The organism is Propioniciclava sp. MC1683 (genome assembly GCF_014164675.1).
GTDB lineage: Bacteria > Actinomycetota > Actinomycetes > Propionibacteriales > Propionibacteriaceae > Propioniciclava.
On the sequence record NZ_JACJFX010000008.1, the window covers coordinates 144,172 to 168,011 of the forward strand.

Annotated in this window: 18 protein-coding genes and 2 tRNA genes; 3 read left to right on the forward strand and 17 right to left on the reverse strand. The window is 66.6% G+C overall.

Features of this window, described 5'->3' with window-relative positions; genetic code table 11:
- Positions 1-38 precede the first annotated feature (38 nt).
- The gene (locus H5397_RS07520; protein WP_182816165.1) at positions 39-1,181 is read left to right on the forward strand and encodes a glycosyltransferase; all 1,143 of its coding nucleotides are present in this window, start codon (positions 39-41) and stop codon (positions 1,179-1,181) included.
- Here the strand turns inward: H5397_RS07520 and H5397_RS07525 are convergent.
- The 6 genes from H5397_RS07525 to H5397_RS07550 all read right to left on the reverse strand — a co-directional run bounded on the left by H5397_RS07525 (position 1,139) and on the right by H5397_RS07550 (position 8,800).
- Complete coding sequence (locus tag H5397_RS07525) at positions 1,139-1,999, reverse strand: polysaccharide deacetylase family protein (RefSeq protein WP_220492099.1); 861 nt, start codon at positions 1,997-1,999, stop codon at positions 1,139-1,141. The two genes, H5397_RS07520 and H5397_RS07525, sit on opposite strands and share 43 nt — an antisense overlap.
- Complete coding sequence (locus tag H5397_RS07530) at positions 1,983-3,338, reverse strand: hypothetical protein (RefSeq protein ID WP_182816167.1); 1,356 nt, start codon at positions 3,336-3,338, stop codon at positions 1,983-1,985. The genes H5397_RS07525 and H5397_RS07530 overlap by 17 nt, the downstream gene beginning before the upstream one ends.
- Before the next feature lie 5 nt (positions 3,339-3,343).
- Positions 3,344-4,888, reverse strand: a complete 1,545-nt coding sequence (locus H5397_RS07535) for a tyrosine-protein kinase domain-containing protein (protein WP_182816169.1) — start codon at positions 4,886-4,888, stop codon at positions 3,344-3,346.
- Positions 4,889-5,050: 162 nt separating this feature from the next.
- Positions 5,051-6,172, reverse strand: a complete 1,122-nt coding sequence (locus H5397_RS07540; RefSeq protein ID WP_182816171.1) for a GNAT family N-acetyltransferase — start codon at positions 6,170-6,172, stop codon at positions 5,051-5,053.
- Entirely contained in the window at positions 6,165-7,889 is a 1,725-nt protein-coding gene (locus H5397_RS07545; RefSeq protein WP_182816172.1) for a glycosyltransferase, read from the reverse strand. The genes H5397_RS07540 and H5397_RS07545 overlap by 8 nt, the downstream gene beginning before the upstream one ends.
- 95 nt (positions 7,890-7,984) lie before the next feature.
- Positions 7,985-8,800, reverse strand: coding sequence for a polysaccharide deacetylase family protein (locus H5397_RS07550; RefSeq protein WP_182816174.1), 816 nt, complete (start codon positions 8,798-8,800; stop codon positions 7,985-7,987).
- A gap of 280 nt (positions 8,801-9,080) precedes the next feature.
- Between H5397_RS07550 and H5397_RS07555 the strand changes: the two genes are divergently transcribed.
- A complete protein-coding gene (locus tag H5397_RS07555; RefSeq protein WP_182816176.1) occupies positions 9,081-11,261 on the forward strand; it encodes a glycosyltransferase in 2,181 nt (726 codons plus the stop codon).
- Positions 11,258-12,721: an oligosaccharide flippase family protein gene (locus H5397_RS07560; RefSeq protein WP_182816177.1), complete on the forward strand. Its 1,464-nt coding sequence runs from the start codon at positions 11,258-11,260 to the stop codon at positions 12,719-12,721. The genes H5397_RS07555 and H5397_RS07560 overlap by 4 nt, the downstream gene beginning before the upstream one ends.
- Positions 12,722-12,890: 169 nt before the next feature.
- Here H5397_RS07560 and H5397_RS07565 read toward each other — a convergent pair whose 3' ends face one another.
- The 11 genes from H5397_RS07565 to H5397_RS07615 all read right to left on the reverse strand — a co-directional run bounded on the left by H5397_RS07565 (position 12,891) and on the right by H5397_RS07615 (position 23,802).
- Positions 12,891-13,391 carry a hypothetical protein gene (locus H5397_RS07565; protein WP_182816179.1) on the reverse strand — a complete coding sequence of 167 codons (501 nt, stop codon included), beginning with the start codon at positions 13,389-13,391 and terminating at the stop codon, positions 12,891-12,893.
- A gap of 430 nt (positions 13,392-13,821) precedes the next feature.
- Positions 13,822-15,102 carry a Vi polysaccharide biosynthesis UDP-N-acetylglucosamine C-6 dehydrogenase TviB gene (gene tviB / locus H5397_RS07570; protein WP_182816181.1) on the reverse strand — a complete coding sequence of 427 codons (1,281 nt, stop codon included), beginning with the start codon at positions 15,100-15,102 and terminating at the stop codon, positions 13,822-13,824.
- Between the two features lie 37 nt (positions 15,103-15,139).
- Positions 15,140-16,081, reverse strand: coding sequence for a glycosyltransferase (locus tag H5397_RS07575; protein ID WP_182816183.1), 942 nt, complete (start codon positions 16,079-16,081; stop codon positions 15,140-15,142).
- Positions 16,082-17,349: 1,268 nt separating this feature from the next.
- Positions 17,350-17,994, reverse strand: a complete 645-nt coding sequence (locus tag H5397_RS07580; protein ID WP_182816185.1) for an acetyltransferase — start codon at positions 17,992-17,994, stop codon at positions 17,350-17,352.
- Positions 17,991-18,602, reverse strand: a complete 612-nt coding sequence (locus H5397_RS07585) for a sugar transferase (RefSeq protein ID WP_309224313.1) — start codon at positions 18,600-18,602, stop codon at positions 17,991-17,993. The genes H5397_RS07580 and H5397_RS07585 overlap by 4 nt, the downstream gene beginning before the upstream one ends.
- On the reverse strand, positions 18,595-19,734 hold the full coding sequence (locus H5397_RS07590) for a DegT/DnrJ/EryC1/StrS aminotransferase family protein (protein ID WP_182816187.1): 1,140 nt from the start codon (positions 19,732-19,734) through the stop codon (positions 18,595-18,597). The genes H5397_RS07585 and H5397_RS07590 overlap by 8 nt, the downstream gene beginning before the upstream one ends.
- On the reverse strand, positions 19,731-21,506 hold the full coding sequence (locus H5397_RS07595) for a nucleoside-diphosphate sugar epimerase/dehydratase (RefSeq protein ID WP_220492100.1): 1,776 nt from the start codon (positions 21,504-21,506) through the stop codon (positions 19,731-19,733). Before H5397_RS07595 ends, H5397_RS07590 begins: the two co-directional genes overlap by 4 nt.
- 240 nt (positions 21,507-21,746) lie before the next feature.
- Positions 21,747-21,822: transfer RNA gene (locus tag H5397_RS07600), tRNA-Glu, on the reverse strand.
- Between the two features lie 71 nt (positions 21,823-21,893).
- Positions 21,894-21,965, reverse strand: a tRNA-Gln gene (locus H5397_RS07605).
- 95 nt (positions 21,966-22,060) lie between these two features.
- On the reverse strand, positions 22,061-22,993 hold the full coding sequence (locus H5397_RS07610; protein WP_182816189.1) for a CPBP family intramembrane glutamic endopeptidase: 933 nt from the start codon (positions 22,991-22,993) through the stop codon (positions 22,061-22,063).
- The gene (locus tag H5397_RS07615) at positions 22,990-23,802 is read right to left on the reverse strand and encodes a fumarylacetoacetate hydrolase family protein (protein WP_182816191.1); all 813 of its coding nucleotides are present in this window, start codon (positions 23,800-23,802) and stop codon (positions 22,990-22,992) included. Before H5397_RS07615 ends, H5397_RS07610 begins: the two co-directional genes overlap by 4 nt.
- Positions 23,803-23,840: the final 38 nt, after the last annotated feature.

Consider the following 23,840-nt stretch of genomic DNA (forward strand, 5'->3'; position numbering starts at 1 on the left):
GCTGACGACCCCGGCAAATCGAACCGACGGAGGACGCCATGGCCCCCACCGCCCCTGCCAAGCCCCGGGTGCTCTGGCTCATCAAGGGTCTCGGCCCAGGGGGCGCTGAGCAGCTCCTCCTCCTGGCTGGGCGCGCCATCGATCGTGAGCGGTTCACCTACCGGCTGGCCTACGTGCGGCCCGACAAGACCCACCTGGTGCCCGAGTTCGAGGCCCTTGGCCTGTCGCCCGAGCGCCTCGGCGAGCGAACGCCCGGCCGGCTCGGCTGGCTGGTCGACCTCCGCGCGGCGATGGCCGGCGCGGACGTCGTCCACGCCCACTCCCCCGTCCTCGCGTCTGTCGCGCGCCTGCTGGCCCGGACGTTGCCGCGTTCGCACCGTCCGGCGGTCGTCGTCACCGAGCACAACGAGTGGAGCAGCCACCGTTTGCCCACCCGGCTGCTCAACGGGCTGACCACCCCGCTGGACGCGCATCACTGGGCAGTCTCCGACCAGGTGCGCGACACGATGTGGCCCTCGCGCAGGCGGGGCTACGAGGTGCTCATCCACGGCATCGACACCCAGGCCGACCCGGCACCCCCCGACGCGCGGGCCGGGCTCCGCGCCGAGTTGGGCGTCGCCGACGACGAGGTGCTCTCGCTCACGGTGGCGAACCTGCGCAAGAACAAGGACTACCCGAACCTGTTGCGCGCCGCCCGTCGGGCCGTGGACGCCGAGCCCCGCCTCCGCTTCGCCGCGGTCGGGCAGGGCCCCCTGGCCGACAAGGTCGCCGCCCTGCACGCGGAGCTGGGCCTGGGCGACAGCTTCCAACTGCTGGGGTACCGGCGCGACGTGCACGAACTCATGGCCGCGGCCGACCTCTTCACCCTCGGCTCGGCGCACGAGGGCCTGCCCGTGGCGGTGATGGAGGCCTTCGCGGCCGGCCTGCCCGTGGTGGCCACGACCGTCGGCGGGCTCCCCCACCAAGTGCGACAGGGCGAGGAGGGGCTGCTCGTTCCACCCGGCGACGACGCCGCGCTCGCAGACGCACTGGTGGAGGTGGCGCGCGACGACGCCCTGCGCGCCCGCATGGCGGCGGTGGCGAAGGAGCGTGCCAGCGACTACGACATCCGCACCGCTGTGACCCAGCAGGAACGCGTCTACGCGGAGGTGGCGCCCGCACGCCGCCGCAGTGCTGCCTGAACCTGTCGCACGGGGCGCAGCGCCCACTTCGTGGCGTCCACCAGGCTCGCGTAGGCGGTCTCGGGGCCGAGGCGTCCGGTGAGCTTGGCGGCGAAGAACGCGTCGGGGTCGGTGCGGCGGACCGGCACGCGGTAGAGGCGGGCGAGGTCGACGCCGGGTAGGTTGCGGCCCAGCTCACCGGTCGACGCGCTGCGGAAACGGGCGCGCAGGGCGCCCTCCATCCCCGGGACGGGGATGCCCCACGGGTAGGTGAAGTGCTCCGGCCGGACGCCGCAGCGGGCGAAGATCGCGTCGGAGCACGCGTCCAGTTCGGCCTCGGTCAGGTGCTCGGGTCGGATGTGGTGGTGGGTGTGGTTGCCCAGTGTGAGCAGCCTGGAATCCTGCATGCGGCGCACCTGGTCCCACGACAGGCCACGCCCGGGCGTCCCCTTCGCCGTGGCACCTTCCCATCGCATGGTCTGGCCGAGGTAGGCGGTGGCGAGGTAGATCGTGAACGGCAGTTGGCGCTCGCGCAGCAGGGGCCAGGCGTTGGCGTACACGTCGGCGAACCCGTCGTCGAAGGTGAGGACCACGCTCGGCCGCGCGTCGCCCGCGTCCAGCCGGTCGAGTGCCGTGTCGAGCGACACCACGTCGTGGTCGGCGAGCACGTCCAGCTGGCGCTCGAACGCGGCGACCTCCATGTCGAGCTCGTTGGTGGTGCCGCCACCGACGCGGTGGTAGATCAACAACGTGGCACCCTGCGCGGCACCGCCCTGCGGTACCGAGGCCAGCGCCCGCTTCAGTCCGCCTCGCAGGCGACCCTCACCAATACCCAGCACCGACGAGCTCCTTCCGGGTGGCGTCACGCGTGCGGACCTTCTGCTTCGGCAAGGGCTTCGGGAGCGCCAGCAGGACGAGGAAGAACGGGATCATCAGCACCCGCTGCCGGGCCAGGATGCCGAAGTTCGAGAACCCCGCGAAGGCGATGATGAAGGCCAGCGCGTAGACCACGGCGAAGACCAGCCACGGGTTGCGGCGCAACAGGGTGGGGAGCGCCTTGAGCCGCGGCCACGCGGCCAGCGTGAGCACCATCAGCACGACCCCCTCGAGGCTCTGGACCAGCATCTGCACGTTGTCAGCCTCCCACGGGAACGGGCGGAACAGCAGGGTGACGATGGCTACGGGGATGCCGAACGGTGAGTCCAGGGGCACGGCGGTGAAGGCTGAGCCGCCTTGGGCGGTCTGGCCGGACGCCCAGATCACCTCATCAGCGACGGCCTGCGCGCTCAGGTCGTCGATGCCCAGGAAGGCGGCCGACTGGCTGATGAGGATGACCGCGGCCACCCCCATCACGAAGATGCCGGCCGCCTTGGTCAGGATGCTCGTGGAGGTCTTCGCTGCCGGGCGCACGATCTGGGCCACGAACAGCGCGGCGACCATGAGCACGGTCACGTGGGGGCGGATCAGCGCGGTGCCGACGGCCCCGACCGCCATCCAGACCAAGCCCGCGACCACGGCGTGGTTGAAGTAGCGGGCCGCGCCGTAGGCGGTCACCCCGACGAACAGCAGGAGCCAGGACTCCTTGCCGATGCTGGAGGGCCAGTAAAGCACCGTGGGCAGCAGGAACAGCAGGAGGGCGTAGCGCTTCTGGTCGCCCTGGGGCAGGGCAATGCGGAAGGCGCGATAGAGAAAGTAGACGCCCCAGAACGCGAACGACCCGAACACGAAGAACGCCGTGATCACGCTCGGGCCGATCACGACGTAGATGGCCGTCGTGATCAGCTCCAGGTTGAGTGTGCCGACCTTGCCGGATTCCTCCCACCAGACGTCGCCCCGACGCCAGTCGAGGTAGTGGTCGATGGCGTAGAGGTTGTAGCGCTCGGCGTCCGCCGCTCCGCCGTAGAGGTAGTAGGCCACCACGTAGCGGGCGCCGATGCCCACGAGCTTGAGTGCGTAGCCCAGGATGATGATGCGGGTGAACCAGGCTTCGCGTTCACGCCTCGCGACGATCGCGATGAGGACGCCGTTGATCGCGACCACGATCGGCACCATGAACATGGCGCCCCACGTGTTGTAGGACTGGGTGTCCATGGCCCAGGTGAACAGACGGGAGAACGTGACGAGGCCCAGCAGGCCCAAGGTGAGGCCTGCCGCCGTCCACACCACCCGGGCGACCATGGTGCTCAGCGCGCAGCGCGCCGGGTCTCGTCGGGCTGGTCGGCATCGGCCGTCCGGGCGGGCAGGCTGTCGCGCGTGGCAGACCGCCGGTCCTTCCCGCGCACCGTGACGTCACCGTAGCCGGCTCCATAGCCGTACCCGTAGTCGGCCTTGCGCGAGTGCCCTCCGATGAGGAGTGCGCCGGCGACCCGCACCCGGAACCGGCCCAGCAGCTCGGCGACGCGATTGGCGGCGTTCTCGGTGAGGCGTCCGGCGCGCACCACGATCACCACGGCGTCGGCCAGCGGCAAGATGTCGAAGACATCGCTGGCCGCCAGCAGGGGGGCGGTGTCCACGAGCACGACGTCGGCGTTCTTCCGGGCGTCCTCCATCAGCGGCGCGAGCCGGCTGGTCAACGAGGCCGGGTAGTCGAGGCGCGTGCCCGCGGTGACGATCTGCACCCCGTCGACGCTGGTGGGCCGCATGATGTCGACCAACTCCACCGCGCCCCGGTTGGTCACGTAGTCGGAGATGCCCGCACCCTGGGGCACGTCAAACTTCGCGTGGGCGTCGGGCGAGCGCAGGTCGGCGTCGAGCACCAGCACCCGCAGGCCGGCCTCGGCAAAGCTGGCGGCCAGGTTGGCGACGCTGGTGCTCTTGCCCTCGGCGGCATGTGCCGAGCTGATCAGGATGATCTGGCCCTCCTTGACCGGCTCGGACGCGACGGCCGAGCGGCGGGGCGACCAGTCGAGGCCCTCCTCCTGCGTCGGCAGGTGCATCAGGGCGGTGCGCGCGGCGCGGTAGCCGTCGGCGTACACGCTCAACGGCTTGGTCAGGGTCAGGATCGTGCCGTCGGCGCGGTCGCTCCGCTTGAGGCGAGGGACCTCGGCGATCACCGGCATGCGCAGGGCGTCGGCGACCTCCTGGCGGCTGCGCAGCCGCGAGTCGAGGCGATCCAGCAGGAGGGCCAACGCGAGCCCGACGAGCAGTCCGACCAGCGCGGCGAGCCCGGTGCGGATGTTGCGGTCGGGCGGGATCACGAAGCCGGCGGTGCTCTCGTTAGGGATGGGCGTGGCCTCCTGCAGGATCGTGAGGACGGCGCTGCCGGCGCCCGGGGGCGCCTCGTCGAAGAAGGCGACCGCTTCGCGGGCGAACGTGTTCGCAACGGCGGCTGCCCGGTCGCCGTCCGCGGCGGTGGTGGTGATGGTGATCGACTCCGACGCGGGATCGGTCACGACGTCCAATCCCCTGGCCAACTTCGCCGGGTCGTCGGTGTAGTCGAGCGCCGCAGCGGCCCGCTCCGGCACGTCCCCGGTTTTGATGTACAGCGCGATGCGGCCCATGGACGCCTGCTGCTGGACCACCGGCGCTGCGGTCTGCCGGCCGGTCGGTGCGGGTGCCGGGCGCTCGCCGACCAGCAGGGTTGCCGTGGCCGTGTAGGAGCCGATGCGCTGGGTGGTGTCGGTGCGCGCGGGTGTGGCGATGAACATCGCTGCCGCGGCCACCAGGGTGCACAGCAGGATGACCCACCAGCGCTGCCGCAGGATCTTGACGAAGTCGTGCAAACTCATGCGTCACTCCAGACCGGATGGGGAACGCTGGCCGCAGGGTGGAGCATGCTTCAGCCTTTCGCAGGGCGGGTGGGGGCCCGCTTGCCGTCGTCGACAGCGGGCAGTGCCCAGTCGAGTGTACCGGTTGGGGGAGCACTCATCTCACACCGGACGCCCGGCCCTCTACGGATCAGCAAGTGAGGATGCCTGGAGGTCAGGGCGCCACGAAAGCGACACGGTGTTCAGGCCATGCGAGGTTCCTCCGAGCTGGAACTTGTAGCGCTCCTCGCCCCGCGTGAAGTCGATCACGTCCCAATGCGGCCGACCGTGCTCCAATTCCTCGTCGATGAAGTGGTGGAGCCCGATCAGTCCGGGCGAGTAGCGGGCGAAGGCATCGTCGATGCCGACTTGCAGGAGCCGGAGCGTGCGGGAACCCCCGAGGTTGTCCGCCAGCCCGAACGCGAACGCACAGACTGCACCATCCGCATGCACACGAAGGACCCACGGTCGAGAAGTCCGTGTCATGGCCTGACGAGCCTCGTCGCTGGAGGCGAACAAGCTTGCGAAGTAGGCTCGCCGGGCTCCCGCAACCACTCGATCAACGCCGGACGACTTGCGTCGGTTGCGACTCACCTCACGACGACGCTTCAACTGAGCCAACGCGTCTGCCTCCGCCGCATTGAGTTCGGACGAGATCGATACCTCGAGATGCACCCCGTCGGAACGCGCCCGGTTCCACGCTGTGCGGATGTTCTGGCGCGTGCTCTTGGACAGCATCGCCGAGTACTCCGCCGTGCTGGAGGGCAGGACCAAGCGAACCGCTTCGCTTACGCTGGCTGTCGAGCCAACCAAGCCGCGGGCCCATTCTTGCGCCTGAGTCCCGACCAGCATCCGCTCCAACCGAACCGAGGAGACACCGAAGTCCTTCACGGCTGCGGTCAACGCCGCGCCAGCAGCCCGGGGGTCGAACTCCGAGTAGACGAGATTGAGGTAGTCAGCGGGCCCGTTGCGTCCGACGAGGTGAACTCCGCGTCGATGGCCGGGCGAGATCGGGGCGAGATGGACACGCAGGGGCGCGATCAACACGGGTGTTCCCGCTCGCTCGACCACGTAGTACCTGGTCCTCACCGCGAGCCGGGAGGCTCGCTCCGCTGCGACGTTCTCATTGGCCAGCAGCATCCATTCGAAGGACTGGAACGCAGACATGTCCGGACCCTTGTCCAGCGGTCGCCACGCATCCTCCAGCTGGGAAAAGTCCCGAGGGCCGACGCCGGTCACTCGGTAGCCGTCGCCCGCCTCAGCCATGACGCGTGGTCCTCGCCAATGCCAAGGGGTTGGAGGTGTACCAGCGAGCCTCCCCCGCGCGCCGGAACTCGCACTTCTCAAACACGCGAAGGCTCGACGCGTTGGACGCGAGCGCATAGCAAATGATCTGATCATCGGCGAAGAGGTGCTGCGACGCGCGCGTCAAGGCCTCCGCATACCCCTTGCCCCGGTCAACCTCGCACGTCTCTAGATCGAAGAGGATCCGCTCGTTACCCGCCAACCGGCACGCCCGCCCGATCTCAAGGAGGCGGAACGATCCGCCGGCGGAGGAGGCCCACATCCACGAGACGAGCCTCGCTCCGCTGACCAAGGCCAAATAGGTTGCGCCCTTGTCGAACCTCTGGCTCGCGAACCTGTTGGGCGTGCCGCCGATTCGGGACATGGGTTGCTCGTAGTCGGGGAGCGACGTGATCGCCTCGAGTGTGAGCCCGTCGTGCGGCAACCTTCCTTGCTCAGCGTTGTTGCGTGGCGCGGACTCCATCAGGACGAAACGGTTCGTCAGCGTTGCCCGAGCCCGGTCCACGCGCCCGAGGAGCCGCTTGGCCAGAGGGCGGCGGGGCGTCGCCGCAACGAGCGTGCGGTACAGGTCGGCCATGTTGTCGATGACGGCGCCGAGTTCGAACGCCTGCTCGAACCTCTCGCGCCCGCTGCGAGCCAGGGCGTCCCTGGCTTCGGGTGCTTCGAGGAGTTCCCGCATGGCGTCGGCCAACCCTTGTACGTCGCCACGCCGCACGACCCGTCCGTAGGCTCCGTGGCCCAGAACCTCGGCGACCGCCGGCGCATCGGCACCGATGATGGGGCAACCCATCGCCATTGCCTCTACGAGGGCGCCGCCCAAACCTTCGTACAGGGACGGGAACACGAACAGGTCCGCCGCCGCAAGGAGATCGGCAACGTCCGATCTGTGGCCGAGCACCTTGATGCGCTCACGCACGGGGGACGCCTCGACAGCCGCGCGCAAGGCCGCGGTGTCCTTGCCTTCACGGCCGGCGATGAACAAGCGGGCCTGCGGAACCTGGGCGGCCGCGAGACCGAACGCCTCGACCAGGAGCAACTTCCCCTTGTTGGGCTCCTGTCGCCCGACGTTGAGGACCATCAGTTCGTGCGGGGCGATCCCCACTGATGCACGCACGCGCGCTCGACGCTCTGGCGTTCTATCTCCGAGTTGCGCCGAATCCCGCCCCCGCGGAACCGTCCGCACGCGCTCCGCAGGGATGTGCAGGATGTCCGTGGCTTCCTTCTTCACCGCATCGGTCAGCGCGTGGAAACCGCCACTGACCCAACGGGAGGTGAGGCTGTCCAGGACTCGTATTGCCTTCATCTTCCACGGAGCGATGCCCAGGTCTGTCGTGCGGACCGGGTCGTAGGTGGTGCTGACCAGGCTGTTCAGCTGTGGGGTGCTGAGACCCAACATGGCGAGCCGCGTGGCGAAGCAGGCGTCGATCAGGGAGGCGTGCACGATGTCCGGCTGCGTCTCGCGGATCAGGCGTCTGAGCCGTTTCGCCTGTTCGATCAAGGACGTGGCTCCGAGCACCTCCACGCGGAATCCGTCTCGGCGGACATCGTCCACATAGCCCCCCCGGTCATAGAGGCACGCCACGACTCCCTCGATCCCACGTTCGCGCAGCAGCGGCAACATGCCGACCAGCGACTCCTCGGCACCTCCGCCGGCATCGATGCCGTCGATGACGTGCAAGACTCTCACGTGACCCCCTCCTGGCCATGCCCCTCAGTGCGTGGAGCAACTCTCGGGTTGGCAGCAGGCTATCGGACACCCAACGACAACTCGCCTCAAAGCCGGGGCACGAGGTGCATGGCGGCCGAATGCGCACCCGAGGCGACGCTGGCAGCCCGACGCGGCCCGGCGTCACTGTCGAGCCGCAACCTGGAGAGTCGGTGCCGGTCCCCGGCGACGTCGGTCAGTCGGTGATCGAACAGGAGCGATCCCGCGTAGCCGAGTCCCGCCGCCGCGTCCGCGGCCGCCTGAGATCCGTTGCCGTTCGGGTAGGCGAGGAACCGTGGCGCGAACCCGCGGGCCTCAAGATCCCGGTGAGCGGAAATCACTTGCTCCCGCTGCTCCTCGGGGGAGCATTGGTCCAGCATCGGGTGGTCCCACGTGTGATTGCCCAGGTCGTGGCCTTGCCGCACCCAAGCCTGCAACATGGCCTGGTCGGCTTGGGGCGGGGGTTGAACTCCCGCGGAGACGAGACGAGCGAGAAGGGCGGCTGTCTCCGCGCGACGCTCCTCATCCGGCAGCGACTTCAAGCGCGCCAGCGCGAAACGCTCCCGGTCATCCGTGCCGTCCAGGAGGCCCACCTCACGGCAGCGTTCCCAAGCCTGGAACCACAGGTACTGGTGGGTGTCCAGGACCGCGGGGCAGACGAACGCAGTGGCCTGGATCCCCCGTTCGGCCAGCGCACGGCCTGCATGAAACGTTGACGGGACGCCATCGTCGAACGTGAACCAGACAGGGAAACGTGGTAGCGCGCCCTCCCCAACGAGGGCGCGACGGACGTCCTCCGAAGAGACGGGGATGTAGTCGAGAAGCACCTCGTCCAGTAACTGCTCGAACCGCTCAAGGTCAGGCACGCCGTGAAACGCCAGCACACGCAGCCGCCTTGGCGTGGCACGGCGGGCCAACGCACGAGCGGGTCGTGATTGCGGCACCTCCGCGACGAGTCGACGAACGCGAGGAGAGACCTGGGACCAGTGCCAAGACATGCCTCACAGTATGGCGGACCTCAACTCCTCGACGTTTCTTAACCGCATGCGCTGATCGCTCTGGGACCTCGCCGGTTGGAGCCACCCCCGAGTCACCTGCGAAGATGGATGGGTGACGCCCCATTCTCCCGACAAGCTGCGCTTGGCCCACCTGACGACAGTGGACATGAGCCTGGCCCTGCTCCTCGGCACGGAGTTGACGGTGGATGTCGAGTCCGGGCACACCGTCTTCGGCATCTCGGCGCCCGGGCCCTACGTCGAACGGGTGGAGCGCCTCGGGGTGACCCACGTTCCGGTCCGGTCGTTCACCCGCTCGTGGTCGCTGACCAGCGACCTGAAAGCCTTCGTGGAGCTGTACCGCACCGTCAAGCGCCTTCGCCTCGATGTGTTGCACACCCACACCCCCAAGGCCGGCGTGATGGGCCGCATCGCCGGGCGCCTCGCCGGCGTCCCGGTTGTGGTCAACACCTGCCACGGGCTGTGGGCCCGCCCCGAGGACCGGCTCCCCAAGCGAGCCTTCGTCTACGGGCTCGAATCACTGGCGGTCCGCTTCTCCGACTACGAACTGCTCCAGAACGCCGAGGACGCCACGACCCTGCGCCGCTTCCTCAAACCCGGACGCTGGCAAGTGGTCGGCAACGGCGTCGACCTCGAGCGCTTCCGCTTCGACCCCGAGGGACGCCGCCGCGTGCGCGCCGAGCTGGGCATCGCCGACGACGAACTGCTCGTCGGAACCATCGGACGCCGCGTGCGCGAAAAGGGCCTCGCCGAGTACGCGGAGGCCGCTCACACACTCCGCGACAAGGCCACCTTCATCTGGGTCGGGCCGGCCGACGACACGGACGCCGCCGCACGCGCCCCCCACGAGGACGCCGTTCGGTTCGTCGGCGAGCGCACGGACATGCCGGCCGTGTACTCGGCCCTGGACGTGTTCGTGCTCGCGTCCTACCGCGAAGGCTTCTCGCGCGCATCCATGGAGGCGGCCGCGTGCGGCCGTCCGTTGGTGCTCACCGACATCCGGGGGTGCCGCGAGGTCGGCACGCACGAGGAGCACCTGCTGCTGGTGGAGCCGCAGAGTGCCGGGTCGCTCACCGCCGGGATCAACCGCCTCCTGGGCGACACTGGACTGCGAGCTCGGCTTGGCGCGGCGGCGCGCGAACGGGCCCGGACAACGTTCGATCAGAGGGCTGTTGCGCGGGCCTCACTCGACAGCTACGCCTCGGTGGCCCGGATCAGGCGGCCAAACTCCGAACCCAAGCGCGGGCGAGCCACGGTTCTGCACGTCCTCCCCCACGACCAGAACCGGGGCGCGCAGGTGTACGCGGGGCAACTGCGGGACGCCCTGCGCGACGACCCGGACCAGGAACACCTCGTCGTCACACTGTTCGACTCTCCCGGCGGCGCGGCCCGGCCGAACGTGAACCTCGGCGTGCCCACCTCACTCCTGCGGCGGGCCGCCGATCCTCGGGCCGTGCGTCGGCTGCGCCGGCTAGTCCGCCAGCGCGAGGCGGCTGTGGTCGTGGCACACGGAGGCGAGGCGCTCAAGTACGTCATCCCGGCAGCAGGTCGTACGCCGACGGTCTACTACAAGGTAGGGTTGTCGTCGGCCGAGATCACGCGCACTTCGCGCACGCGGCTGTACGGTGTGCTCGCCAGACGAGCTACCCGCGTCGTGGGGGTCTCCCAGGCGATCAACGACCAAGTCACCGCACTCTTCGGCGTGCCGAAGGAACGCACCGCACTGATCCCGAACGGCCGGGACCCGGATCTCTTCCGGCCCGCGGACGGTACGCCAAGAGAGCGCCCCCTTCTGCTGTGGATCGGACAACTCGAGCCCGGCAAGCGTCCAGGCCTCTTCTTGGACGTCATCGACGAGTTGCGCAAGACCGGCATCGCATTCGACGCGGCCGTCGTCGGGGACGGCCCCCTGCAAGGCCATCTGGAGACCCGTGCCTTGGATCTCGGAGTGTCCCTGCTGGGCAAACGTGACGATGTGCCCGAGTTGCTGCGTGATGCAAGCGTGCTCGTCATGACCAGCGCGCCCGACACCGAGGGCATGCCCGGCGTGCTCGTGGAAGCTGGCCTGACGGCTGTCCCAGTGGTTTCAACGCTTGCGGCTGGTGTATCAGATGTGGTCGACGACGGCAGAACCGGCATTATCGCAGCAGATCAATCGCCGTCGTACATCGCCAGGAATATCGAGATGCTTCTTAACCAGCCCTCGCTCGCCCGCTCCATGGGGGCTGCAGCCCGTCGGAGGTGCCTCGAGCGCTTTACTGTTGCGGCCACGGCTGACAGTTGGCACAACCTGGTTTCGCGGATTCTGGCGCCGCGACACCAGCCATGACCACGCCGGATGGGATTGGAGCAACCGCCCGCTCCGGTGCGCGTTCGACCTTTGTGGCACAAGTGGTTGTTCAACTGGGCAGCGTTGCGGCAACCATGGTGCTGGCTCGCGTCCTGAGCCCCGGGGAGTTCGGGGCCATCGCGCTTGTCCAAAGCGTTCTCGGTGTCTCCGCTCTCTTGAATCTCGCGGGACTCAATGCTGCCCTGGTGTCTCGCAGGGGTGACGTTGAGCGGGCGGCAGCTAGTTACCTTTGGCTGACAGTGGCTTTGGGACTGGTGCTCTACGTGAGTCTGTTCTTCGGCTCCTATCCCCTTATGCAGTCCATGGGACAACCAGAGTCGGCCCTCTACCTGCAGGTCCTGAGCCTGAGCGTTCCGATGACACTGTTGACGATGGTTCCCCAAGCAATCCTTCAACGACGCCTGGCATTCAAGGCCCTGAATACTTCAAGTGTGATATCTGCCATTTTCTACTTCGCCGCTGAGATTGGCCTGGCCCTCGCCGGCTGGGGCGTGTGGGCAGTCATCCTTGGGCAGGTCAGTTCGGCTGCACTGCTGTTGCTCCTGACCTTGGCCCTTGCCCGGTGGATTCCCAGACACGGGTTTCATTGGTCCGACATTCGGCAGGACCTCGCGGTGCTGGGTGGGCTTAGCCTGTCCCGCCTGTTCGAATACGTCTACAAAAACGTCGACTACTGGATTGCGTCACGGAGCCTCGGTCCAGGTTCCCTTGGGATCTACTACGTCGCCTACGTTCTGCCCAACATTGTACGCCTTCGCCTGTCGGGGGTCTTTCGCACAGTCATGCTCCCAGTCGTCTCCCAGAATCCGAGTCAGGACGAGGCGCGAACACACTGGATACGAGCCACCACTGTGCTCCTGTCCATGGGGATCCCGGCGCTTGCCGGCATTGCCGCGGTCTCGGGTCCTTTGGTGCACGTCTTCTTCGGAGCGACATGGGAGGAGGCTGTACTCCCGATGCAGATCCTGACTCTCGGCACTGTTGCCGATCTTTTGATTCAAGCAGTCGGCACGATGGCTCTTGCGCAGCGACAGGTTGGGCGCCACACCCTGGTCTTGGCGATTCGTGCGGTGGCGACATTGGCATTCGTGCTGATCGCAACCCAGCTTCATCAGTCACTATGGTCCATAGCGCTCGCCGTCGCCTTGGCCGGACTGATGACGCTAGTCGTCCAAGACGCGCTCGTGAGCCAGCCCCTGGGCATTGCACTACGCACGATGCAACGGCCTGTCTTGACGACCGTGCTGCTCTCCGCCGTGATGGTGGCCGCAGTGACGGCCCTCCTTGCTTCTCTGCCGGTACCGGTCCCCCCGATAGCGGAGTTGGCCGTTGGCGTTGCGGCGGGAGTGCTGGTCTACGTCGGGGCGGGCCTACTGGTGGCACGACCGCTCATCACTGACACATTCGTTCAAGCTCGGCGGATGACTCTTGGGCGGTAGAGATTCGCGAAAGTGTGCGACATGGGCTTGAACCTCAAGCCGAGGCGTGCCATTCCTGCCCAAAAGGCAAATTGGCATCCACTTCGATGGGTCGATCATTGAGAGTGGGTCAGATCCTATGGATAGGACCAGGCCAGCAGACCCGACTTCGGTCCTTGCCAACCCCCAGCTAGCCTCCCTGAACATCGGCAAGTCGCTCGTGCAGAGCCGACATGACGCGAGTATCTTGATTCCTATCTCCTTCAATTTTGCAGCGATAATGGTGCGCTGAGCCAAGGGTGCTCTCGTCAAGGTCAGCCACGTCAGCCACTGAGCGAAGCCTGACGATCTCAAGCTCGCTTGGTCCCACATGGATCCTTTGCAGGCTCCTGCTCATTGCGACATCATCTGCCATTGAAAACTCAAAATCGTTGTCGCTGACGATCTTCAGCACAAGATCGCGAGTAAGTAAGATGCCCGACCCAGATACAAACGTCTCCTCTCCGTGAGACACAATCGCCCCGCCATAGAAGGCGGCACGAGGGAGTGTTGCGCACAACTCGTTGAGCTTCTTCAAATTGACGTCGGAGGAAGAGTTGGTTCGCAGGAGGAAGTCGAAGTCATAGTGTTCCAAGACGTACCTGAAGGCAGCTAACGTCTTGATTCCGATGGTGAATGGGGTATCAGGCACGGGCACGATAATGTGCCCGTCCAACTCCCGAGAGGGGACCTCCAGGGTCCCCCGCGCGAGGCGAAGAAGAAAGAGCGCTCTCATCTTAGACAGGCCGAGGCGACGCATTAGACTAGGAATCGAGCGCGCGAGCAATCGCACATGGCAGGCAGAACGTCCGTAGTAGTATCTGATCACCAAGTTCGGGAGATCCTTGACTCCTGACCAAGTCCGACGTTGGCCGAGCTCTTCGATCGTTGACCAGGGCTCACGTTCTACACCCAGGACCAGAACAAGAATTTTAGGATGATCGCTCACAGGAGGACTACTCATATCAGTGAATTCCTTGCCATCTTCCTGTGGCTGCTTCCGTTGACGGAAACTCCCAGCGGATGCACTTTGGAACCTGAAGAATGGCGCGTACAATCCGGCGCGAAAGTCAGGACGGGCTCTACAGCCGAAGGTCCGAGGCGCCGCGCCCGAACACGTTCTTGAGGTCGTACACGACATGGCCCCCACTCCGTCCGAACCCACGCACGGCTCCGGCGCCCAGTGCCTTGAACTCGCGGTGTTCAACGGCCAGGACAACACCGTCGTAGGCGTCGGCGTCCGGTTCTGCAACCAGGTCGATGCCGTAGTGGGCGCGGGCTTCGTCCGGGTCGGCCCAGGGGTCGTGGACGTCGACGCTGATCCCGTAGTCCTCGAGTTCGGCGATGATGTCGACCACCCGTGTGTTGCGCAGGTCGGGGGTGTTCTGCTTGAACGTCAGGCCCATCACCAGCACCCGGGCACCCTTGACCGCGATCCCCTTCTTGGTCATCGCCTTCACCAACTGCGAGGCCACGTAGGCGCCCATCGAGTCGTTGAGGCGGCGTCCGGCCAGGATGATCTCGGGGTGGTAGCCCACCGCTTGGGCCTTGTGGGTGAGGTAGTAGGGGTCCACGCCGATGCAGTGGCCACCCACGAGACCTGGCCGGAACGGCAGGAAGTTCCACTTCGAACCGGCCGCCAGGAGCACGTCCTCGGTGTCGATCCCCAGACGATTGAACAGGATCGCCAACTCGTTGATCAGCGCGATGTTCACGTCGCGCTGGGTGTTCTCGATCACTTTGGCCGCCTCGGCCACCTTGATCGACGACGCCCGGTGCGTTCCCACCGTCACGATCCGCCGGTAGAGGGCGTCCACGAAGTCGGCCGCCTCCTGCGTTGACCCCGAGGTCACCTTCACGATGTTGTGCACCCGGTGCTCCTTGTCGCCCGGGTTGATGCGCTCCGGGCTGTAACCGACGAAGAAGTCCTCGTTGAAGCGCAGACCGGACCCACGCTCCAGCACCGGGACGCACTCCTCCTCGGTAGCGCCCGGGTAGACGGTCGACTCGTAGATGACGACGTCACCCGGCTTGAGCACCTTCGCGATGGTCTCGGTGGCCGACAGCACCGGGGAGAGGTCAGGCTGCTTGTGCTCGTCGACCGGGGTCGGGGTCGTCACGATGAAGACCGTGCACGCAGCGATCCCCTGCGGGTCGGCGGTGAAAGTGAGACGCTGGGCGCCGGACAGCTCTTCGGTCGATACCTCAAGCGTCCGATCGGTACCGGAGCGGAGCTCTTCGATCCGACGGCCGTTGATGTCGTAACCCACCACCGGCATCGACTTGCCGAACTCCACTGCTAGCGGCAGACCAACGTAGCCCAACCCGACGACGGCGATCTGCGCATCCTTGACGTTCAGCATTCCCGCTCCCTGTATCGCCAATACCGACTTTCGGTCATCATACTGCCTCACGAACGCTCCTAAGCATCCTTGCCATCACCTGATCGGGCCGCACATGATCTCGCCAGTATGCGCGGGCTGCATCCTGCCTCATTGCCAACTCGACAGGACGCGAAAGAAGAGAATCTATTTGCTCAACGCAGTCGTGGACTGATGCGAATTCCGCGATCGCCAGCCCCGGCTCAGGGCCCATCTCAAAATGCAGCGGCTCGGTAAGAACTGCTCTTCCCGCGGCCAGGTATTCGGGAATCTTGAAGGGCGTTGACCGATGTAGTCCGATGCTTGCGATGCCGATGTCGCAGGTTCGCATCCTACGGAGATAATCCGACCTTTCACTTGATGCCGTACACAGCAGGTCTCCATAGTGCTCGATTGCGAAAGGGTTGGCTACAAATCCTCCAGTGTATCGCGGACCATATTCGCTTCGCAGCGCACGAATCAATTCGGCACGGTATTCATTGATGACCTCCCTGTCGCCGGGATCGCTTCCATCTCGAGGATCCCAAGCCCTGGGCTCGAAGAAGATGCCGCCACTCCCGCGACCCAAAGAATTCGCCTCGTACTCCTCAACGCGCGGAAAACGCGCTTTAGGCGAAAGTGCCCTCACGGTCCGCCACGCGCCCGCGAAGGATCGTCGGCGAACCGCACTCATCACCGTCGCTAGTAGGTAAGGACCGATCGACTCTACACCACTCTCAATACCCAAGAGCATCCCAAGCGGTCGCGAACCATCACCGTCCAACGAAGAGCGCCTAAAGACAAGGTCAGCTAGCATTTCCCGAGGAGAGAGTTCCTTTCTGCCGCCGTCAGACACCGCAACTGCCACACGCGCTCTTGAGCGCCCACGAGCATCGGCAATATCCAGCATCAACGTATATCTCTCGTCGACGTAACCCAGATCCGCGAAGTGCAGACTGATCGAGCCGTCCGCCTCGAGCATCGAGAGGCCACAAAAGACAGACCAAGTGTGAATAGTGAGTGGGTCTACATGAAGAGTCACCCGGAGTCGCTGCTTAGGAGGAATTGGCACCCTGACTCGCCTTCCATCGCCGTTGCGCTAGGCGCCGCGTGACCTCGATCGCTCGCCCCGCATGAGCCCGGAGGTAGACCGTCCAAGTTGGCTTTCCGCTTTCGAGGGCCGCTCGCACGCCTGCAGAGGTCGCGGCACCAATGTGCCACACCCACGGGTGAGCCGGAGTCAGTTGCAGCGACACCAGTCCACGCCTGGCAGCGGCCTCTGCATAGTCCCGCTCCCATGTGTAGTCATCTGAGGGTGCAACGTCCGAGAGAAGTGCGACGATGCGCTCGAGGCGCATGCAGTGAGGGTTGCTGGTGAAGAAGCCCTCCAAGCGGTCGCCGTTGGCTGACTCGTGGAAGGAATGCCTGGCCCGTAGGTACTCTCGTCGATCTCGGTATTCGTATTCTGGTCGGAACCATCGCTGACGCGGCAAGACCACCTGGAGCGTCTTTTCCTCGTTCGCGAGTTCAACCAGCCTCTCAATCGGCAGCCTTCTGAGTAGAACGAAGTCCTCCTCAAACATCAACACGTGAGAGGCTCCTTCATTTGAAAGGGATGCCCATGCTGCACGTAAGACACGAGCGAACGACACGCCTGGTAGCGTCATGATTTCGTAGCTCTCGTGACGCGATCCGAGCAAGGAGTGCCCTCCGCTTGGACGCGAATTGATGGACGTGTCAACGACCAATACGTGGTCGACGCCACGGATTTTCCTCCATCGAAGCGACAGAGCGAGCAATTTGAGATAGAACTTCCGTTCACTTGTAACGATCAGAAGAGCGACGTTGGTCTTCTCGGGATGATCGGATGCCATGGGGATGGCACTCCTTCGCTTAAGGATGCTTCTCGCCGAGGAACTCTGCTGTCAGAGAACCACGAGAAGTTCTCCACCAATCCATTAGACAGCCTTGCAGAGGACCTATTCAAAGAGTCCGCGGGTTCGTTAAAAGCAGGCGTTCTCGTGAATGTGCATTGGGACCTTCTCTTTAGTCGCCACCTCCAGCCTCCGATCGGTTCCGGAGCGCAGCTCTTCGATCCGACGTGCGCCTATACACAAACCCACCACCGGCATCGACTTGCCAGACCTCCCGTCCAGCGGCAGCCGACGTAGCCCAGCCCGACGACGGCGATCCGCGCATCCTCGGCGTTCTGCATGTCCCACTCCCTCGACTTCTTCGTGCCCGAGATCGTCACCAGCGTGCCGGGACGCCTACGGCGACCACTTCTGAAGGCACTGACTTCGTGACCACCGCACCCGCGCCAATGACCGTGCGCCCCCCCACCGTCAGGCCCTGCAGCACCGTCGCCGCCGCACCCACCAAGGTATCGGACCCGACGACCACCTCGCCGGAGATGACCGCGGCGGGGTTGATCGACACGAAGTCGCACAGGTCGGCGTCGTGCCCGATGGTCGCGTTGGGGTTCACGTGCACGTGCCGCCCCAGCTTCACGTTGTTCGAGACCGCAGCCCCCGCGCACACCACGACGCCCTCGTCCAGCACCACTCGTGCGCCGAACGTCGCCGAGGGGTGGATCGCGGTGAACGCGCGCAGGCCGGCGGCGTCCATCTCCGCCACCAGGCGGCGGCGGACGCCCGGGCTTCCGATCCCCATCACGTAGGCGACCGACCCGGGCTCGGTGGCCAGCCAGTCCCCGCGCGTGCCCAGGAACGGCACCCCCCGGGCTTCCAGTCGCTCGCGGTTCACCTCCGAGATGTCGTCGTCGACGACACCCAGCACCTCGAGATCGGCACCAGCTGCGACCATCGCATCCAGCACGTCGAGGCACTCCCGTCCGAACCCGGACGCGCCGACCACGACCACCCGCTCGGTCATCGAGCCGGCCCTTGGAACTCGGCCATCGTCACGTGACCATCGGCGCTGATCCCCCGCCGCAGCAACACCACGGCGACAGTCTCCCAGAGGATCCGCAGGTCTAGGGCGAACGAACGGTGGTCGACGTACTCGACGTCCAGGGCGAGCTTGTCGTCCCAGTCGAGGCCATTCCGACCGCGGACCTGAGCCAGACCCGTCACGCCCGGGCGGACCTCGTGGCGGCGTGCCTGCTCGGGGGTGTAGCGCTCGAGGTACTGCACCAGCAGGGGACGCGGCCCGACCAGGCTCATGTCGCCCTTCAGGACGTTCCAGAGCGTCGGGAGCTCGTCCAGGCTCGTCGCCCGCAGGAACGAGCCCAACGGCGTCAGCCGGTCGGCGTCCGACACGCGCTGGTCGTCGGGGAGCAGCATCGTCCGGAACTTCACCAACTCGAAGACACGCCCGTCCTTGCCCGGTCGCGGCTGACGGAACAGCACGGGGCGGCCGTGCTTGGCCAGCACGGCCAGCGCGACCACGGCCTGGAGGGGGGCGGTCGCCACCAGGCCGACCCCTCCGATGCCCGCGTCCATGACCCGCTTGGCCACGTCGTACCGCGTCGCGTCAACCACGTCGGCCGCCCACGAAAGGCTCCAGCGCGGCGTCGACCCGGGCGACGTCGGCATCGGTCAGCACCGAGCCGCTCGGCAGGGACAGGCCAGTGTCGAACAGGCGCTGGCTCGTGCCGTTGGTGTAGGCCCGGGAACCGGCGAACACGGGCTGCAGGTGCATGGGCTTCCACAGCAGGCGTGCCTCGATGTTCGCCTCGAGCAACGCGAGCCGAACGTCCTCAGCGCTGAACCCCGCGACATCAGGTTCGACCACGATCGAGGTCAGCCAGTGGTTGTCCTCGGCGTCGTCCGTACCCCCGAAGATCTCCACTCCAGGTGTGCCAGCGAACAGATCCCGATAGTGGGCCCGGAGCTGGCGCCGCCGCTCGATCATGGCGTCCAAGCGCGACAGCTGTGCCCGGCCGAGCGCGGCCAGGAGATTCGAGAGGCGGTAGTTGTAGCCGATGTCAGTGTGCTCGTAGTGCACGACGGGCTGGCGGGCCTGCGTGGCCAGGTAGCGCACGCGCTGCGCCGCGTCGCCATCATCGGTGAGGTACGCCCCGCCGCCCGAGGTGGTCATGATCTTGTTACCGTTGAACGAGATCGCCGCACCGTGTCCGAAGGAACCAGCGGGCCGGCCTCCTCGGCTCGCCCCGAGGGACTCTGCGGCGTCCGACAGCACTGTCGCGCCGTGCGCGGCCGCGATCGCGTCGATGCGGTCGTGGTCCACGACCTTGCCCAACAGGTCGACCGGCACGACGGCCGCCACCGTGCGCCCCTGGCGTTCGAGGTCCTGGAAGGCTTGGCCCAAGAGGTGCGGGTCCATGTTCCCGGTCTCGTCACAGTCGACGAACACGGGCTCGGCGCCGGTGTAGGTGATCGCGTTGGCAGTCGCGGCGAAGGTCATGGTCGAGGTGAGCACGAGGTCACCCGGCCCCACCCCCAGCACCAGCAATCCCAGGTGCAGCGCAGCGGTCCCGGACGACAGGGCGACGCAGTGGGCGCGATCCGAAATGGCAGCCATCTCGGCCTCGAAGGCGTCCACCTCGGGGCCGAGAGGCGCAACCCAGCCACCGCGGATGGCGCGGACGAGGGCGGCCTCCTCTTCGGGCCCGACGTCGGGTGACGACAGGTGGATTCTCGCGTCGCTCAAAGCGCACGCCTCGGGTCGTAATCCATGTCCGTACCGTCCCACACGTCAGCGGCGATGATCTCCCCGGGGGCGATCGGCGGGACAGGAACCTGGGTGATCAGCGGGTGTGTCGACGCCACGTGATCCTCGCCCTGGCTGAAGAGCACCTCGTGCAGCTTCTCCCCGTGGCGCAGGCCGGTGAAGACGATCTCGATGTCCTGCGCCCCCGCCTCGTCGATGAGCCGCTTCGCGACGTCGACGATCTTGACCGGCTCCCCCATGTCGAGAACGAGCGCATCGCCGGGGTGACCGATTGCGCCAGCCTGGATCACCAGTTCGCAGGCCTCGGGGATGGTCATGAAGTAGCGGGTCACGTCGGGGTGGGTGACCGTGATGGGGCCGCCCCGCTCGATCTGGGCGCGGAAGGCGTAGAGCACCGAACCGCGCGACCCCAGCACGTTGCCGAAGCGCACCGAGAGGTAGGGGCGTCCGGTGGTCTCGGCGAAGTGCGAGGTGAGCCGCTCGGCGAGGCGCTTGGTCTGGCCCAACACGGCGGTGGCGTCGGCGGCCTTGTCGGTGGAGATGTTCACGAACCGCTCGACGCCGACCTCCTCGGCCACCGTCAGCACATTCAGGCTGCCGAGCACGTTGGTCTTCCAGCCCTCATCGGGGTACTGCTCCAGCATGGGCAAGTGCTTCAGCGCCGCCGCGTGGAACACGACCTGCGGGCGCTGGCGGCGGAAGACGGTGCGCAGGGCGTCCAGATCGCGGATGTCGCACAGCACCATGTCGTCGGTGTCGAGCAGTCCTTGCCCGTAGATCGACAGCTGGACCGCGTGCAGCGCCGACTCGTCGCGGTCGAGGAGGAGCAGCTTGCTGGGACCCATGCGCTTGAGCTGGCGGGCGAGCTCGGAGCCGATCGATCCGCCCGCTCCGGTGACGAGGACGACCTTGCCGGTGACGTAGTCGGCGATCGACTTCAGGTCGGTCTTGATGGGGCGCCGCCCGAGCAGGTCGGCGACGTTGAAGGTGCGCAGCTTGTCCAGCTCGACGCGACCGTCGATCATCTCGCGCACCGGAGGGACCATGACGAGCTTGACGCCGAGCGCCTTCGTCCGTTCGCCCAGGCTCGTGATGAGTTCGGGCGAGGCGTTGGTGACCGCGAGGATGAGGACCTCGGCCTCGCTCTTCTCGACGGCCTTCTCCAGGTCAGCCCCGCGACCGAGCATGCGGTAGCTGCGCACCCGGTAGAACCGTTTGCCGGGGTCGTCGTCGAGGAAGCCCACGATGCTGTAGGGCGGCTCTTCGGCCGTGTCGATCAGCTTGGCAACCTGGACCCCGGCGTCGCCTGCGCCGTAGACGATGGCGGGGGTCGCGATGATCTTCGAGCGCACGCGGTCGGTGCCGTAAAACGCGCGGAACAGCATGCGCCCGACGCCCATACCGAGCAGGGCCAGCATGGGCACGGTCACGACGACCGCACGGGAGAAGTCGGGATTCACCACGAAGCCGATGCCGCCTGCCACGAGGGCCACGATGCCGACCACGGCGCTCAGCAGCGCGACCTCACCGAACGAGCCGAACCGGCTGCGCCCGAGGTAGAGCTGCACGCCGAAGCCGACCAGCACCTGGGCGACAGCGGCGATGGCGACGTAGGACAGCTGCTCGGTCCACCGTTCGGGCGACAGCGAGAGGTCGTATCGGATCAGGATCAGGAAGGCCAAGGCCACGAACCACATCGCCGCATCCCACGCCGCGACGCCGCCGCGACGCACGAGCAGACGAAAGAACACGGTGACGCTCCCCCCAGACGCAACTCAGTCCCCACAGGATACGCCTCTGCGGCGTCCCGGCAAAACGCTGTTTGGGGTTGAGACCAGTGTGTAACCTGTAGTCAGTGCCCGATTGAGAAAGCCAAAGGGAGGGGAGGGCTCCCCCCGGGGTGACGTTCTCGGGCCTTGGAGGCCAGCCGCGGCACGCCTCGCAAGGGGAAAACACAGAAGACCCCCTCCGAGATTCGGAGGGGGTCTTGCTGGTAGCCCCGACGGGATTCGAACCCGCGCTACCGCCTTGAGAGGGCGGCGTGCTAGGCCGCTACACAACGGGGCCAGCACTGGCGCCTTTCAGCGCCTCGGGAGACGTTACCAGAGAGCTGGCCTGCTGGAAAAATCGCCTCCCAGCAGGGGTACTAGGACTCGAACCTAGACTAACGGAACCAGAATCCGGCGGGCTGCCAATTACCCCATACCCCTTGGCTCCTCGCAGCCGTCAGGATCGCTCCTGAACGCCTCCGTGGAAACGCTGGCCGGTGAGGCCAGCGAGAGAAAACCTTACTGCACGACGGCGCTCACGCCAAAACGGGGGTCACGCGCTCGGGCTTGTAGCCGCGGGCGAGCAGCCAGATCACGAGGGTGAAGAGGGCGAAGCGCCCGATGTCCCAAGCCGCTGTGGCCCAGGTGACCTCAGTGACCGCCTTGACCTGGGCCATCGAGGTGGTCATCGCCGCGAGGAAGAAGGCGCTCACGTTGTTGGCGATGTGGGCCCCGATGGCCGCCTCGAGGCCCCCCGTGCGCACCACCAGCCAGCCGGCGAGGACGCCGAAGGCGAACCGGTCGACCATAAGCGCGATGTTCGTCGAGGTGTGGAAGAGCGTGAACACCGCAGCTGAGACCAGGATGCCGAACCACGGGGAGGCGACCATCGACCCCAGCGACTGCATGAGGTAGCCCCGGAAGAAGTACTCCTCCGCCGCCGCCTGGATGGGGGTGGTGATGAGCATGACGAGGATGAACCAGAGGGCTCCGGCCTGGGGCTGGATGGCCCAGCTCGGCCCGCCCGGCGCGGTGAGGTTCTGGACGAGCAGCACCAGCCACAGGGACGCGAAACCCACGGCCAGGGTGAGCGCGAACCAACGCCAGCGCACGCGTCCGACCACTGAGCTGAGGAAGCCGGGCCGGACCCGGTGCACGAACAGCACCAGCAGCGCCGAGATCGGGATCAGCATGGCCAGTCCCGCGTGCCCCACGACGAGCCCGAACGGGACCTCGTAGCCGACGAGGCTGCGGTAGGTGTCGGTGAACTCCCCCGGACGCCCCACGGCCAGCCAGTACAGCGCGGCCAGTCCCTGGGAGACCAGGGGTGTCGCCACCAGGAAGCTCAGGATGCCCAGCATGACGCCCATGAGGGCGGCCGCCGGGGACGCGGTGGGCGTCCGCAGCACGTGGGTGTAGTCGACCCCCGCCGGGACGCGCTCGGCGGCGATCTCGGTGACGCGGCTCATTCCGCGGCGACGACGGGGTTGCTCAGCGTGCCGATGCCCTCGATCTCGACGTCGACGACGTCGCCGGGCTCGATGCGTCCGACGCCCTCGGGGGTGCCCGTGAGGATCACGTCGCCGGGCAGGAGCGTCGTGAACGACGACACGAACGAGACGAGCTCGGCGATGCCATGGACGAGGTTCTTCGTGGTCGAGCTCTGCCGCTCGAGGGTCTCGCCGTTGCGGGTGACCGTGACTCGCAGGTCCAGGTCGGAGGCCTCCTCGAGGCTGAGGTGGGTGACGATCCACGGACCGAGGGGGCAGAAGGTGTCGAAGCCCTTCGCGCGGCCCCACTGCTTGTCGCGCTGCTGGAGGTCGCGGGCGCTGACGTCGTTGGAGCAGGTGTAGCCGAAGATGACCTCGGGCACGCGCTCGACAGGCACGTCCTTGCAGATGCGACCGATCACGACGGCCAGCTCGCCCTCGTGGTCGACGGCCGTGGTCTGCTTCGGGTAGATGATCGGCTCGCCCGACCCGATGACCGACGTGTTGGGCTTGAGGAACGTCATCGGCTCCTCGGGCACCTCGTTGCCGAACTCGGCCGCGTGGGCCGCGTAGTTGCGCCCGATCGCCACCACCTTGCTGCGCGGGATGATCGGCGCCACCAGGCGGACGTCGTCGAGCAGCAGGCGCTCGCCGGTGTACTGCACCGCCGTCACCAGAGGGTCGCCGTTCAGCACGGCGATGGTGTTGGGGTGCTCGCCACGGTCCTCGTCGAGCTCGACGGTCCCGAAGGCGATGGTGTCGTTGTGGACAAATCGGGCGATGCGCATGGGCCTCAGGGTAGTGGGGCTCCGCTCCCCCCACCCAT

Coding starts and splice junctions, on each gene's coding strand:
- H5397_RS07520 (WP_182816165.1), top strand. CDS start 39: ATGGCCCCCACCGCCCCTGCCAAGCCCCGGGTGCTCTGGCTCATCAAG.
- H5397_RS07530 (WP_182816167.1), bottom strand. CDS start 3,338: ATGGTCGCCCGGGTGGTGTGGACGGCGGCAGGCCTCACCTTGGGCCTG.
- H5397_RS07535 (WP_182816169.1), bottom strand. CDS start 4,888: ATGAGTTTGCACGACTTCGTCAAGATCCTGCGGCAGCGCTGGTGGGTC.
- H5397_RS07540 (WP_182816171.1), bottom strand. CDS start 6,172: ATGGCTGAGGCGGGCGACGGCTACCGAGTGACCGGCGTCGGCCCTCGG.
- H5397_RS07555 (WP_182816176.1), top strand. CDS start 9,081: ATGAGCCTGGCCCTGCTCCTCGGCACGGAGTTGACGGTGGATGTCGAG.
- H5397_RS07560 (WP_182816177.1), top strand. CDS start 11,258: ATGACCACGCCGGATGGGATTGGAGCAACCGCCCGCTCCGGTGCGCGT.
- tviB (WP_182816181.1), bottom strand. CDS start 15,102: ATGCTGAACGTCAAGGATGCGCAGATCGCCGTCGTCGGGTTGGGCTAC.
- H5397_RS07575 (WP_182816183.1), bottom strand. CDS start 16,081: ATGCTCGAGGCGGACGGCTCGATCAGTCTGCACTTCGCGGATCTGGGT.
- H5397_RS07580 (WP_182816185.1), bottom strand. CDS start 17,994: ATGACCGAGCGGGTGGTCGTGGTCGGCGCGTCCGGGTTCGGACGGGAG.
- H5397_RS07610 (WP_182816189.1), bottom strand. CDS start 22,993: ATGAGCCGCGTCACCGAGATCGCCGCCGAGCGCGTCCCGGCGGGGGTC.
- H5397_RS07615 (WP_182816191.1), bottom strand. CDS start 23,802: ATGCGCATCGCCCGATTTGTCCACAACGACACCATCGCCTTCGGGACC.